This is a genomic window from Streptomyces sp. NBC_00286, from assembly GCF_036173125.1.
Lineage (GTDB): Bacteria > Actinomycetota > Actinomycetes > Streptomycetales > Streptomycetaceae > Streptomyces.
The window spans coordinates 7,332,188-7,345,702 of sequence record NZ_CP108054.1 but is presented as its reverse complement, the minus strand read 5'-3'; the positions used below and the strand labels follow the sequence as shown (position 1 = coordinate 7,345,702).

The following is a 13,515-nucleotide window of genomic DNA, read 5'->3' as shown; positions in this document are numbered from 1 at the left end:
GGGGCACCCACTTCAGGCGTACGGGGCTCAACGGTCGGCCTTCGCCTTGTAGCCGCGCCCCCACTGCAGCCCCCAGCCGTACAGCCGGTCCAGCTCCGCCTGGAACCCGTACACGAACTTCACCTCGCGTCGCACGAGCAGCTCGTTCTTGACGTTCTCGATCATGACCACCGCGCAGGAACGGGCCTGTGGGTGGCGCTCGTCGAGGCCGACCTCGATCCGCGGGCCGTTGCTGGGATAGAGGGTCACGATGGCGTGCGTACGGTCGAAGGCCGGGGTCTGGTCGTAGATGTAGACGAAGACCAGGAGCCGCTTGATCTGCTCCCGGTGGTCGAGGTTGATGAAGATCGTCTCGCCCGAGCCCGAGCCGAAGCGGTCGTCACCGCTGAGTTTCACGTACGGCGGTCCGTTGAGCTCTCCGTAGAAGCTCCCCAGCGGCTGTACGACGCCCTTGGTGCCGTCCGTCAGCTCGTACAGGCAGCCCAGATCGAGGTCGACGTTGACCATGCTCTCGGTGTGCGCCTGCACCACTTCGGGCTTGAACGCCTGGAAGGGGTGGCGCAGCAGGCTGCCGCGCCGGCCGCCGCCTATGTCGGACGTGCGCATCCGCCAGGACAGGTTGATCCGCAGATTGCCGTTGGCCGCGCCCTGTTTGGTGAGCGAGACCGACTGGTTCCGCTTGGTGAGCGTGATGGCGTTGGTCGCCGCGCTCCCCGAATCGAACTGAGTCGATCGCCCGCCACGCCACAGACCGTCCCAGAAGCTCATTCCACCCCCACGGTTAGCTGTTCAGCTCGGCGAACACCAACGAATACAACAGATACGACGACGGGGCGGCCACAAGGACTTCCTCGTGGCCGCCCCGCCTCAGAGCGTTCCTCAACGGGAGGGGTGTCACACCCCGGACGAGACTTCTGGCTTGTCGCCCGAGGCGTCAGCTTTTCCCTCGGCGGCCGCCAGTTCGCGGTTGCGGCGGACCGAGGACCAGAAGGACCAGCCGATCAGGACGACGCCGATGAGACCGGTGATGATCTCGTTGATCTCGTACTGGATGGTGATCAGCAGGATCGTGGCGAGCGCGCCGATCGCGTAGTGCGCGCCGTGCTCCAGGTAGACGTAGTCGTCGAGCGTGCCCTCGCGGACGAGGTAGACGGTGAGGGACCGGACGTACATGGCGCCGATACCGAGGCCGAGGGCCATCAGCACGATGTCGTTGGTGATGGCGAAGGCGCCGATGACACCGTCGAAGGAGAACGAGGCGTCCAGAACCTCCAGGTAGAGGAACATGAAGAAGGCCGCCTTGCCGGCCAGCGCCACCGCGGAGACCGGCTTCCCGGCCTTCTTGGCCTCCTCCTCGGCCTCGTGCTCCTTCTCCTCCGTTTCCTCGATCCGGTGCTCGAAGAAGCCGGAGAGACCGCCCACCACCAGGTACGTGACAAGGCCCGCGACGCCGGAGAGCAGTACTGTCTCCGCCTTGTTGGCGGACCCGGAGTGCAGATGGGCGTTCTGGGCGAAGGTCAGCGCGACGCCCAGCAGGACGATCAGCGCGATGCAGGCCGAGAGCATGTCGACCTTGCCGAGCTTGGCCAGCGGACGCTCGATCTTGCCCAGCCACTTGATCTCACGGTCCTCGAAGACGAAGTCGAGGAAGATCATCAGGAGGAACATACCGCCGAAGGCCGCGATCGACGGGTGGGCGTCGGTCACCAACTCCTCGTAGCGGTCCGGGTTGTTCAACGCCAGGTCGACGGCCTCGATGGGGCCGAGGGAGGCACTGACCGCCACGATCACCACGGGGAAGACGAGCCGCATTCCGAAGACGGCGATCAGGATGCCGATGGTAAGGAAGATCTTCTGCCAGAAGGCATTCATCTTCTTCAGGATTCCGGCGTTGACCACCGCGTTGTCGAAGGACAGCGAGATCTCAAGGATGGACAGGATCAGGACGATCCCGAACGCGCCCCATCCTCCGAACAGCACCGCTGCGACCAGGCCGAGCGCGGTGACCGCGAACGACCAGCCGAAGGTTTTCAGAACCACTGGCTACCCAATCATCTGTGTACGGGTCTCCCCCGCGCCGCGCGCGGCTTTACGAAACATTGACTCCGAAGTCTAGAGCGATGCCCCGCAGCCCCGACGCGTACCCCTGTCCAACGGCTCGGAACTTCCATTCCGTGCCGTATCGGTAGACCTCGCCGAAGATCATCGCGGTCTCCGTGGAGGCGTCCTCGGAGAGGTCATAGCGGGCGAGCTCCTGGCCGTCGGCCTGGTTGACGACGCGGATGAACGCGTTGCTGACCTGGCCGAAGGTCTGGCCGCGGTTGTCGGCGTCATGAATCGACACCGGAAAGATGATCTTGTCGACGTTGGCCGGCACCTTGGAGAGGTCGATCAGGATCGACTCGTCGTCGCCGTCGCCCTCGCCGGTGAGGTTGTCGCCCGTGTGCTCGACCGAGCCGTCCGGGCTCTTGAGCTGGTTGTAGAAGATGAACCACTCGTCACCGAGCACCCGCCCGGAGTTGCACAGCAGTGCGCTGGCATCGAGGTCGAACGGGGCTCCGGTGGTGGAGCGCGCATCCCAGCCGAGCCCGATCAACACCTGTGTGAGGTTCGGTGCGGCCTTGGAGAGGGAGACATTGCCCCCCTTGGCGAGCGTGACGCCCATGTTTCTGTTCCTCCCCGGTCAAGCCTTCAGTTGTCGAGCGCGTCCGGCGCCGCACTAGTGGTGTGCGACGCCGGACGGAGGTGAAGCGGCAGGTCCTGTCCTCTGCGAACAGGAACCGAAAAGGCTCAGACGTTGACGCCGAAGTCCTGCGCGATGCCGCGCAGGCCCGAGGCGTAGCCCTGGCCGATGGCGCGGAACTTCCACTCCGCGCCGTGACGGTACAGCTCGCCGAAGACCATGGCGGTCTCCGTCGAGGCGTCCTCGGAGAGGTCGTACCGCGCGATCTCCGCGCCGCCCGCCTGGTTCACGACGCGGATGAACGCGTTGCGGACCTGGCCGAACGACTGCTGGCGGTTCTCGGCGTCGTAGATCGAGACCGGGAACACGATCTTCTCCACGTCCGCCGGAACGCCGGCGAGATTGACCTTGATCTGCTCGTCGTCGCCCTCACCCTCACCGGTGAGGTTGTCACCGGTGTGCTCGACCGAGCCGTCCTGGCTCTTCAGGTTGTTGAAGAACACGAAGTTGGCGTCGCTGCTGACCTTCCCCTCGGCGTTGGTCAGGATGGCGCTGGCGTCGAGGTCGAAGTCGGTGCCGGTGGTGGTGCGGACGTCCCACCCCAGACCGACGATGACCGCGGTAAGGCCCGGCGCCTCCTTCGAAAGCGATACGTTGCCGCCCTTGCTGAGGCTGACTCCCACGAGTCCTCCCATTGGTGTCCAGGGGCGGGGAGCCCCGTAGTGCGTTGGTATCGGATCAACGTGTCGATCCTAGTGAGGGGTTCCCTATTGACGCAGGCCCTGCGGGCGAAGAATCACAGAGTGTCCAGCGCTTTCACGTACTCGTTCAGGTCACGCGCGTCCGGAAGCCCGTTCACGACGGTCCAGCGGACGACTCCGTCCTTGTCGATGACGAAGGTGCCGCGCACCGCGCAGCCCTTGTCCTCGTCGAAGACGCCGTATGCCCGTGAGACCTCGCCGTGCGGCCAGAAGTCGGAGAGCAGCGGGTACTCCAGGGCCTCCTGCTCGCCGAAGACGCGCAGCGTGTGGATGGAGTCGTTGGAGACGGCGAGCAGCTGGGTCTCGCGGTCGGTGAACTTCGGCAGGTTGTCGCGGAGGGCGCAGAGTTCTCCGGTGCACACGCCGGTGAAGGCGAACGGATAGAAGAGCAGAACTACGTTCTTGGCTCCGCGGAAGTCGGAGAGCTTCACGGTGGCGCCGTGGTTGTCCTTGAGCGCAAAGTCCGGCGCCTTGTCGCCGACCTCGATCGCCATGGTCCTGCCATCCCTTCCTGGGGGGTAGTCGGGCATGCCCCACCCTACGATCACCGGGGGTTTCTTTCCCCAGCCCCGCCCCTTCCCGAAACCGGGGGCTGCGCCCCCAGGCCCCCCGCCTCCGGCGGGTGGGTGGGGCGCCTACCGGGCGGGGGGTGACACGCTGTGTCGCGGGTGCGGGTGCGTCGTGGCTGGTCGCGCAGTTCCCCGCGCCCCTTAAAAACCTGCGACTGCCCGCCTCCCCCACACACCCGCACCCAAAACGAGCCCGCAAAGCCCGGAGGGGCCCGCAAAAGCGAGCCCCTCCGGTACGACGAGAACGTCACCTCTTGGACTTGGCCGCCTTCGGCGTAGCCAGGCGGCTGCCGCTCCAGTCCTTGCCCACGCTGATGCTCTTGGTCTGGGACAGCCCCGCGGTCGTCGCGGCTTCGGCGATATCGCTCGGCTCCACATAGCCGTCACGGCCGGTCTTCGGCGTCAGCAGCAGAATGCCGCCGCCCTCTTCGACGTACGTGGTGGCATCCACCAGCGCATCCGTCAGGTCGCCGTCGTCGTCACGGAACCAGAGCACCACGGCGTCGGCGACGTCGTCGTACTCCTCGTCCACGAGCTCGCTGCCGATCACTTCCTCAATGGCCTCGCGGAGCTCCTGGTCGACGTCGTCGTCGAAGCCGATCTCCTGGACCACCTGCTCGGGCTGGAATCCCAGCCTGGCGGCCAGGCTCGTCCGCTCCTCCGCGTGGTCCGCGGTCGCGCTCACGGGTTGCCTCCTGATCATGTTTGGTAAAGGTTCAAGCCACGCGCGTGCGCGAAGCATTGGCCGTAGTCCACACGGGCGGGACGGATCGCGCAAGTACCCGGCCGTTGAGACCGCCGAAACGGTGACGATCCCGGCGGTGTCGCCGCAACTCCAGACAGCCAATCACGGCTCCAGGTGACACACACCACAGCGATCTGCCCGCTTTGTGAATTTCGGAACCCTTCGAGGGTACGGGACTCGAATGACTTTGCGGACCGCGTCACGGGTCGGGCGTATCGTTGCGATTTGCCGGGCCCGTCCCCGGGGAACCGTGTGAACGTCCTGGTTACCCCTCGGTAGAGGTGACGTTTCCGTTCCCGAGGTACACGATGGGGATCGGTGTGAACCCCGAGCGCAGCGGCGAGAACACCGAGCAACGACCCAGCAGAGCCGAGAAGAAGAACCGAGAAGAACGGCCTCCCTGAAAGCGAAGGAACAGCGTGGCTTCCGGACCCGATCGCAACCCGATCATCATTGGCGGCCTTCCGAGTCAGGTACCTGACTTCGATCCCGAAGAGACCCAGGAGTGGCTCGATTCCCTCGATGCCGCCGTCGACCAGCGCGGCCGGGAGCGAGCCCGGTATCTGATGTTGCGCCTGATCGAGCGGGCCCGCGAGAAGCGCGTGGCCGTGCCCGAGATGCGCAGCACGGATTACGTCAACACCATCGCCACCAAGGACGAGCCGTTCTTCCCGGGCAACGAGGAGATCGAGCGCAAGATCCTCAACGCGACCCGCTGGAACGCCGCGGTCATGGTCTCGCGGGCCCAGCGCCCAGGCATCGGCGTCGGCGGCCATATCGCCACCTTCGCCTCCTCCGCCTCCCTCTACGACGTGGGCTTCAACCACTTCTTCCGCGGCAAGGACGAGGGCGACGGCGGCGACCAGGTCTTCTTCCAGGGCCATGCCTCGCCGGGCATCTACGCACGCGCCTTCATGCTGGACCGCCTCTCCGAGGGGCAGCTCGACGGCTTCCGCCAGGAGAAGTCGAAGTACCCGGACGGACTGTCCAGCTACCCGCACCCCCGCTCGATGCCCGACTTCTGGGAGTTCCCGACCGTCTCCATGGGCCTCGGCCCGCTGGGCGCGATCTTCCAGGCGCGGATGAACCGCTACATGGAGGCCCGCGGCATCGCGGACACCTCCAAGTCCCATGTGTGGGCCTTCCTCGGCGACGGCGAGATGGACGAGCCGGAGTCGCTCGGCCAGCTGTCCATCGCCGCGCGCGAGGGCCTGGACAACCTGACCTTCGTCGTCAACTGCAACCTCCAGCGGCTCGACGGTCCCGTACGCGGCAACGGCAAGATCATCCAGGAGCTGGAGTCCCAGTTCCGGGGCGCCGGCTGGAATGTGATCAAGCTGGTCTGGGACCGCACCTGGGACCCGCTGCTCGCCCAGGACCGCGACGGTGTGCTGGTCAACAAGATGAACACCACGCCGGACGGCCAGTTCCAGACGTACGCCACCGAGACCGGCGCGTACATCCGCGACCACTTCTTCGGCGACGACCAGCGGCTGCGGACGATGGTCGAGAACATGACCGACGACCAGATCCTGCACCTCGGTCGCGGCGGCCACGACCACCGGAAGATCTACGCGGCGTTCTCGGCGGCCAAGGCGCACAAGGGCCAGCCCACGGTGATCCTCGCCAAGACGATCAAGGGCTGGACGCTCGGCCCGAACTTCGAGGGCCGTAACGCCACGCACCAGATGAAGAAGCTGACGGTCGCCGACCTCAAGGGCTTCCGCGACCGCCTGCACCTGCCGATCTCCGACAAGGAACTGGAGGAGGGCCCGCCGCCGTACTACCACCCGGGCCCGAACTCCGAGGAGATCCAGTACATGCACGACCGCCGCAAAGGCCTGGGCGGTTACGTCCCGACCCGCGTCGTGCGCTCGAAGCCGCTCGCGCTGCCCGAGGACAAGACGTACGCGAGTGTGAAGAAGGGGTCCGGTCAGCAGTCGATCGCCACGACCATGGCGTTCGTACGGCTGCTGAAGGACCTCATGCGGGACAAGGAGATCGGCAAGCGGTTCGTGCTGATCGCGCCCGACGAGTACCGCACCTTCGGCATGGACTCGTTCTTCCCGAGCGCGAAGATCTACAACCCGCTCGGCCAGCAGTACGAGGCGGTCGACCGTGATCTGCTGCTCGCGTACAAGGAGTCGCCGACCGGGCAGATGCTGCACGACGGCATCTCCGAGGCGGGCTGCACGGCGTCGCTGATCGCGGCCGGTTCGGCGTACGCGACGCACGGCGAGCCGCTCATCCCGGTGTACGTCTTCTACTCGATGTTCGGATTCCAGCGCACCGGTGACCAGTTCTGGCAGATGGCCGACCAGTTGGCGCGCGGTTTTGTACTGGGCGCGACCGCGGGCCGTACGACGCTGACCGGTGAGGGTCTGCAACACGCGGACGGACACTCGCAGTTGCTGGCCTCGACGAACCCGGGCTGTGTCGCGTACGACCCGGCGTACGGTTTCGAGATCGCGCACATCGTGAAGGACGGGCTTCGCCGGATGTACGGCTCCTCCGAGGAGCACCCGCACGGCGAGGACGTCTTCTACTACCTCACCGTCTACAACGAGCCGATCCAGCACCCGTCCGAACCGGAGAACGTGGACGTCGAGGGCATCCTCAAGGGCATCCACCGCTTCTCGGCAGGCACTTCGGGCTCCATTCCCGCGCAGATCATGGCGTCCGGTGTCGCCGTTCCGTGGGCCGTCGAGGCGCAGAAGATCCTCGCCGAGGAGTGGAACGTCAAGGCGGACGTCTGGTCGGCGACCTCCTGGAACGAGCTGCGACGCGAGGCCGTGGAAGTGGAGCAGCACAATCTCCTTCACCCCGAGGAAGAGCAGCGAGTTCCGTATGTGACGCGGAAGTTGTCGGACGCCGAGGGTCCGTTCGTGGCGGTCTCCGACTGGATGCGATCGGTTCCGGATCAGATCTCGCGCTGGGTACCCGGCACGTACCAGTCCCTGGGGGCGGACGGTTTCGGTTTCGCGGACACCCGCGGGGCGGCTCGCCGCTTCTTCCACATCGACGCGCAGTCGATCGTGGTCGCGGTCCTGACGGAGCTCGCCCGCGAGGGGAAGGTCGATCGCTCGGCCTTGAAGCAGGCCGTTGATCGGTATCAGTTGCTGGATGTTTCGGCGGCGGATCCGGGTGCCGCGGGAGGCGACGCGTAAGCGCTCCGCTTAAGAGGGCGGTTCCAAGGTCCGTTCCTTGACTGCAGGTCCGTTGTGGCTGGTCGCGCAGTTCCCCGCGCCCCTGAAGGGCGCTTCCGGAACCGCCAGCCACAACGGAGCCGTCATCTGCCCGCGGCCCCGCCCCTGATAATGCGGGTATGAACGAGGGATCGGCGCAGCTTCGTTGGGAGCGGCGTACTCAGCAGCCGTTGATGGGGATGGCGGTGGTGTTCGCCGCCGCCTACGCGGTGCCGATCGTCTGGCCCGACGCCAGTCGCGCCGTGATGGACGCATGTGCCGTCGTGGAGTGGGTGGTGTGGGGAGCCTTCTCCTTCGACTACCTGGTACGGCTCGTACTGGCCGACCGGCGCGGGGAGTTCGTACGTACGCACTGGCTCGACCTGTGCGCCGTACTGCTGCCGCTGATCCGGCCGCTGCAACTGCTCAGAGTCGTGGCCACCGTGTTGCTCGTCGGACAGCGGGCCAGGATGGCCACGCAGATCCGGCTCACGACGTACGTCGTGGGCGCCGTGGTGGCGCTGATGATGTTCGGCTCGCTCGCCGTGCTGTCCGTGGAACGGGAGTCGCCGGGCGGCAACATCAAGACGATGGGTGACGCGGTGTGGTGGTCGTTCACCACCATGACGACCGTCGGCTACGGCGACCACGCACCGACGACCGGGCTCGGCCGCATGATCGCCGTCGGGCTGATGCTCTCCGGGATCGCCCTGCTCGGTGTCGTCACCGCCAACATCGCGGCCTGGTTCATCGCCCGCTTCGAGTCGGACGACGTGGAGGAGCGCCGGCAGACGGCCGCGATCGAGGCTCTGTCAGAGGAAGTTCGGGCGCTGCGCGCCCAGGTAGCCGCGCTGTCCGAATCCCCGGGAACGCTTCCCGGGAAGGGACGTACGCACGACCACGTATAGGCCCGTGTCCAGGGCCGTACGCACGACCGTGAACAGGGCCGTTGCACAGCGCCCTACGCACGTGACCGCCCCGCGCCCCTGACGGAGCGCGGGGCTCCCCTCACGTCCCGCAGACCGCGGATCAGAACATTCCGGCCGCGGGAGTTCCTGCCCCGGCGAGCCAGACGATCGCCAGGATCGTGTCGATCGTGCCCAGCACTACGGCGATCACTGCCGGTACCGGGCGGGCGCCGCTCCAGCTGCGTCCCATGGCGAGCCAGCCGCAGGCGATCGCCACCGGGCCGAGAACGATGCCCAGTGCGAAGAAGCCGGCGACCGCGCAGATGGCTCCGATGATTCCGAGCGTCGCGCGATCCGGCCCACTCCGTGACCACGTCCGGCTACGTGAGCGGGGGTGCTTGCGCGTGGTGTGTCCGAAGCCCGCCATCATCAACTCCCTGGGGTTTTGCTGCCGGTTCGGGCTCGATGCGGCGGGTACCCCGGTTCGTCATCCCTAGACACGCTCTCTGGGACCGCGAGTTGAATCCGCGGCGCGCCATCCCCCTCCGGCGGCGCGCCGCGGCCTGGCCCGACTGCCGTGGCGTACGGATCAGTTGAACCACTCTGGCCCCCGGCAAGGGCCGTACGAAAGTCCTATGGACACCAGTCACCCTGATAGGCGAACCCCGTCGGGCGGACCCGACGGGGTGTCAGGCGGGATGGGCGGCCGATTAGATGTGCCCCGCCCCCGGCCCGGCGGCGTCCGCGTTGGCACCGCGCTTGGTGAGGAAGGCGACGAGGACCGCGACGGCTGCGACCCCGGCGGCGACCAGGCTGGCCAGGCTCATGCCGGAGATGAACGTGTCGTGGGCGACGTCCGTGATCTTCTCGGCGATCGGGGCCGGAGTGTCCGGCGGCACCGGCGCGGCGCCGACCTGGACCGCCTCGGAGGCCTGGTGGAGCTGGGCCTCGGAGAGCGGCGGAAGCTTGGCCTCCGCCCAGTTGCCCGCGAGGTCGTTGTCGACCTTGGAGGCCATCACAGCGCCGAGCACCGCCGTACCGAGGCTGCCGCCGATCTGCATCGCGGCCTGCTGGAGACCGCCGGCGACACCGGAGAGCTCCATCGGCGCGTTGCCCACGATGACTTCGGTCGCGCCGACCATGACGGGCGCGAGTCCGAGGCCGAGGAGGGCGAACCAGATCGACATGACGCCGCTGCCGGTGCCCTTCTCCAGCGTCGACATGCCGTACATGGCGATGGCCGTGCACGCCATGCCGCCCGCGAGCGGGATGCGCGGCCCCACCTTGGTGATCATGGCGCCCGCGAGGGGCGAGCCCACGATCATCATGCCGGTGAGCGGCAGCAGGTGCAGGCCGGCGTCGATGGGGCTCATGCCGTGCACGTTCTGCAAGTAGAAGGTGACGAAGAAGAGGCCGCCCATGAAGGCGATGGCCATCAGGATCATCAGGACCACACCCGCCGACAGCGGTATGGAACGGAACAGGCCCAGCGGAATCAGCGGTTCCTTGACCCTGGTCTCCCAGAGGGCGAACAGGGCGAAGCCGAGCACGGAGATGCCCAGGAACGTCCAGGTCATACCGTCGCCCCAGCCCCACTCGGGGGCCTTGATGAGCGCCCAGACCAGGCAGAACATGGCGCCGGACAGCAGCCCGATGCCGAGCAGGTCGAAGGAGCGCGGCGCGTTCTCGGCGCGGTGGTCGGTAAGGATCCATACGCCGAGGACGACGGCCAGGATGCCGACGGGGACGTTGATGAAGAAGACGGACTGCCAGTTGACGTGCTCCACCAGCACGCCGCCGAGGATAGGGCCGCCTGCGGTGGAGGCGCCGATCACCATGCCCCAGATGCCGATGGCCATGTTCAGCTTCTCGGCGGGGAAGGTGGCCCGCAGCAGTCCGAGCGCGGCCGGCATCAGCAGCGCGCCGAACAGGCCTTGGAAGACGCGGAACGTGATCACCATGCCGATGGAGCTGGACAGGCCGATCACGCCCGAGGCCGCCGCGAAGCCCACGACGCCTATGAGGAAGGTCTGCCGGTGCCCGAACCGGTCGCCGAGCTTGCCCGCCGTGATCAGCGTGACGGCGAGTGCCAGGAAGTACGAGTTGGTGATCCACTGGACGTCGGCGAAAGTGGCGCCCAGGTCCGTGGCGATGGCCGGGTTGGCGATGGCCACGATGGTGCCGTCGAGGGCCACCATCATGACGCCCACGGCCACGGTGATGAGGGTCAACCAGGGGTGGCCGCGAAGCCCCCGGTCCGTTGTCCGGTCCGACGGGACGACTGGCGTCTTGTCCCCCGAGCCCGTCTTGTCGACAGTGGTCTGACTAGTCATGCGTTCGAGGCTAATGGCAGCCACTGACACTTGACGAACCGATTCACAAGTCGGTAACTGTCACGTCACGCACGGATAGGGTGAGCGGGACAAAAAGGCTGGGACGGGCCTTGGGCGCGGCCTGAGTAAGGCTTGGGAGCGAACAAGGCTTGGCGCGAACAGTCCAGACAGTCCGGACAGTCCGGACAGTTGTGCATTTCAGGCAGCTCGGAAGGGAGGGCCTATGGATACGCTGCCCCGCCCCGGGTTGCGCGAGCGCAAGAAGCAGCGGACCCGGGACGCGCTCGTACGGGCCGCTCTGGAGCTGTTCACGAGCAAGGGCTACGAGGGGACGACAGTCGACGAGATCGCCGAAGCCGTCGATGTGTCACAGCGCACGTTCTTCCGTTATTTCGCGGGCAAGGAGGAGGCCGCGTTCGCCGTACTGGAGATGACGGAGGCGCATTTCCTCGACCTGGTGCGCGAACGGCCGCCCCCCGAGAGCCCGTTGGAGGCGCTACGCCGTGCCGTCCTGGAGAACTGGGACACCCTGCACGAGACGATCGAGAGCGTCATCCCGGTCGAACTCCACATGCGCACCTTCCAGCTGATCGAGTCGACACCCGCCCTGCTCGCCGCCCATCTGCGCCGCACCGCGGCGCTGGAGGAGAAGCTCGCGCATCTGATCGCCGAGCGTGAGGGCCTGGACGTGGACGCCGATCCGCGGCCGCGGGTGGCGGTGGCCGTGTTCAGTGGCGTGATGCGGGTGACCGGGCAGCGATGGAGCACGGGTGACGACATCAGCGTCGAGGCGATTCGCGCGCTGACCACCGCTTATCTCGACCAGGTGGGACCCGCGTTGGCCAAGGACTGGAACGTACAAGGCAAAACGGACGGCGACAGGGCGTGACGATTCAACTCCCATACGGGGCGTGACGCTTCAATCACCTACACAGCGTGAGGCTTTAACTCCCACTGAGCCCGGATTGCCCCAATTACCCACTGAGAAACGTGATCCCCCTCACTCGGTTAACGCGAGACACTCTTGTTCTCTTAGTGTGTCCTCCCAGTGACTTCCTTCGACTCCCCTCCCCAACTCAACGTCTGGCGCGCTCTCCTCGCTCTGGCCGTCGTCTTCGTCATGCTGGCGACCACCGGCTGGACCGTCGTACGCAACCACAGAGCCGCCCCGACGCCGCTCGAAGCCTCCCTCTCCGCCTGGGAGCGCGGCAGCATCGGCGGACGCTCGCTGCCGGATCCGGATGCCGCTCCGGCCCGTCTCACCCGCTTCTTCGCGTCGCTCGACGTCCAGCAGCGGCACCGGCTCGCCGCCCGCTATCCGCTCGCGGTCGGCAATATGAACGGGGCGCCGGTGAAACTCCGCTACCGCGCCAACCGCATCGCGATCGACGAGGCACGCAAGACCGAGCGAGAACGCATGCACGACGAACGGCTCTCGCCCGCCGGTCAGCACGAGGCGGGCCGCCGTATGCATCGTTACGAGGACCTGCTGGCCGAGGGCCGTCAGCTACTTGCCTTCGACCCGCTGGGCGCGGGCCGGATCGCCGAGGTCTTCGGTGACCTGGGCAAGGCGCAGCGCGTCTCGGTCGTCGTGCCGGGCGTCGACACCGACGTACTGAACTTCCAGCGCACCGACCGCGAGTTCGCCGCGCCCGTCGGCATGGCGAGGTCCCTGTACCTGGAGGAGCGCGCGGCGAGCCCGAGTACGCGTACGGCCGTGATCGCCTGGGCCGACTACACGGCGCCCAGCGGGCTCGGTATGGACGCGGCCACGGGCGTACGCGCCGAGGAGGGCGCCGTGCGGCTCAACACGCTCGTACGGACGCTGCCCGGCCGCTCGCCCATCGCGCTGTACTGCCACAGTTACGGCTCCGTGGTCTGCGGTGTCGCTGCGCACGCGCTGCCGTCCCGGGTCTCCGACATAGCGGTCGCGGGCAGCCCCGGGATGCGGGTGGCGAACGCCGCGCAGCTGGGCACCTCGGCGCGGGTGTGGGCCACGCGGGACTCCGACGACTGGATCCAGGACGTGCCGTACATGGCGGTCGGCTGGCTCGGTCACGGGGCCGATCCGGTGTCCTCGGGATTCGGGGCGCGGGTGCTGTCCGCGTGGGGCGCGAAGGGCCACGCGGGCTATTTCGAGCCGGGTACGGAGAGCCTGCGCAACTTCGCCGAGATCGGCGTTGGCGCGTACCGGGCGGTGAGCTGCGCACACGAGGATGACGTGTGCCAGAAGGGTTTGTCCGACATGGCTGAAGCCGGACGCGCGTAGAGGGCGAAGAAACAGCGGTTCGCACGGGGAGGGGACGAGGAAGCGCATGGCGCATACGATGG

The 13,515-nt window shown here is 67.0% G+C and carries 12 protein-coding genes; 4 read left to right on the top strand and 8 right to left on the bottom strand.

Annotated elements, in window-relative coordinates; all coding sequences use genetic code 11:
* Positions 1-27: 27 nt before the first annotated feature.
* The 6 genes from OHT21_RS33280 to OHT21_RS33255 all read right to left on the bottom strand — a co-directional run bounded on the left by OHT21_RS33280 (position 28) and on the right by OHT21_RS33255 (position 4,698).
* Complete coding sequence (locus OHT21_RS33280) at positions 28-768, bottom strand: TerD family protein (protein ID WP_328771964.1); 741 nt, start codon at positions 766-768, stop codon at positions 28-30.
* Between the two features lie 126 nt (positions 769-894).
* Complete coding sequence (locus OHT21_RS33275) at positions 895-2,040, bottom strand: DUF475 domain-containing protein (protein WP_328771963.1); 1,146 nt, start codon at positions 2,038-2,040, stop codon at positions 895-897.
* A 49-nt stretch (positions 2,041-2,089) separates the two neighbouring features.
* The gene (locus tag OHT21_RS33270) at positions 2,090-2,665 is read right to left on the bottom strand and encodes a TerD family protein (protein ID WP_328771962.1); all 576 of its coding nucleotides are present in this window, start codon (positions 2,663-2,665) and stop codon (positions 2,090-2,092) included.
* Between the two features lie 125 nt (positions 2,666-2,790).
* Complete coding sequence (locus OHT21_RS33265) at positions 2,791-3,366, bottom strand: TerD family protein (protein WP_033320773.1); 576 nt, start codon at positions 3,364-3,366, stop codon at positions 2,791-2,793.
* Between the two features lie 113 nt (positions 3,367-3,479).
* Positions 3,480-3,938: a peroxiredoxin gene (locus tag OHT21_RS33260; protein ID WP_328771961.1), complete on the bottom strand. Its 459-nt coding sequence runs from the start codon at positions 3,936-3,938 to the stop codon at positions 3,480-3,482.
* Between the two features lie 322 nt (positions 3,939-4,260).
* Positions 4,261-4,698, bottom strand: a complete 438-nt coding sequence (locus OHT21_RS33255; RefSeq protein ID WP_328771960.1) for a DUF3052 domain-containing protein — start codon at positions 4,696-4,698, stop codon at positions 4,261-4,263.
* 479 nt (positions 4,699-5,177) lie between these two features.
* On the opposite strand from OHT21_RS33255, the gene aceE reads away from it, so the two are divergent.
* Both aceE and OHT21_RS33245 read left to right on the top strand, forming a co-directional pair.
* Positions 5,178-7,925, top strand: coding sequence for a pyruvate dehydrogenase (acetyl-transferring), homodimeric type (gene aceE, locus OHT21_RS33250; RefSeq protein ID WP_328771959.1), 2,748 nt, complete (start codon positions 5,178-5,180; stop codon positions 7,923-7,925).
* Positions 7,926-8,083: 158 nt separating this feature from the next.
* Positions 8,084-8,851, top strand: a complete 768-nt coding sequence (locus tag OHT21_RS33245) for a potassium channel family protein (protein ID WP_328771958.1) — start codon at positions 8,084-8,086, stop codon at positions 8,849-8,851.
* Positions 8,852-8,972: 121 nt separating this feature from the next.
* On the opposite strand, the gene OHT21_RS33240 is transcribed toward OHT21_RS33245, so the two are convergent.
* Positions 8,973-9,281, bottom strand: a complete 309-nt coding sequence (locus OHT21_RS33240; protein WP_328771957.1) for a small hydrophobic protein — start codon at positions 9,279-9,281, stop codon at positions 8,973-8,975.
* A 280-nt stretch (positions 9,282-9,561) separates the two neighbouring features.
* On the bottom strand, positions 9,562-11,184 hold the full coding sequence (locus OHT21_RS33235) for an MFS transporter (protein ID WP_328771956.1): 1,623 nt from the start codon (positions 11,182-11,184) through the stop codon (positions 9,562-9,564).
* 223 nt (positions 11,185-11,407) lie between these two features.
* Here OHT21_RS33235 and OHT21_RS33230 point away from each other — a divergent pair, with 223 nt between their 5' ends.
* Positions 11,408-12,073, top strand: coding sequence for a TetR family transcriptional regulator (locus OHT21_RS33230; protein ID WP_328771955.1), 666 nt, complete (start codon positions 11,408-11,410; stop codon positions 12,071-12,073).
* Positions 12,074-12,232: 159 nt separating this feature from the next.
* Positions 12,233-13,453 (top strand): alpha/beta hydrolase, encoded by a 1,221-nt coding sequence (locus tag OHT21_RS33225; protein WP_328771954.1) that lies wholly within the window; start codon positions 12,233-12,235, stop codon positions 13,451-13,453.
* The last annotated feature ends 62 nt before the right edge of the window (positions 13,454-13,515 follow it).

What these genes read in the sequence shown, in the direction of transcription:
- OHT21_RS33280 (WP_328771964.1), bottom strand. Translation starts at nt 768, where the DNA reads ATGAGCTTCTGGGACGGTCTGTGGCGTGGCGGGCGATCGACTCAGTTC.
- OHT21_RS33270 (WP_328771962.1), bottom strand. Translation starts at nt 2,665, where the DNA reads ATGGGCGTCACGCTCGCCAAGGGGGGCAATGTCTCCCTCTCCAAGGCC.
- OHT21_RS33260 (WP_328771961.1), bottom strand. Translation starts at nt 3,938, where the DNA reads ATGGCGATCGAGGTCGGCGACAAGGCGCCGGACTTTGCGCTCAAGGAC.
- OHT21_RS33245 (WP_328771958.1), top strand. Translation starts at nt 8,084, where the DNA reads ATGAACGAGGGATCGGCGCAGCTTCGTTGGGAGCGGCGTACTCAGCAG.
- OHT21_RS33240 (WP_328771957.1), bottom strand. Translation starts at nt 9,281, where the DNA reads ATGATGGCGGGCTTCGGACACACCACGCGCAAGCACCCCCGCTCACGT.
- OHT21_RS33235 (WP_328771956.1), bottom strand. Translation starts at nt 11,184, where the DNA reads ATGACTAGTCAGACCACTGTCGACAAGACGGGCTCGGGGGACAAGACG.
- OHT21_RS33230 (WP_328771955.1), top strand. Translation starts at nt 11,408, where the DNA reads ATGGATACGCTGCCCCGCCCCGGGTTGCGCGAGCGCAAGAAGCAGCGG.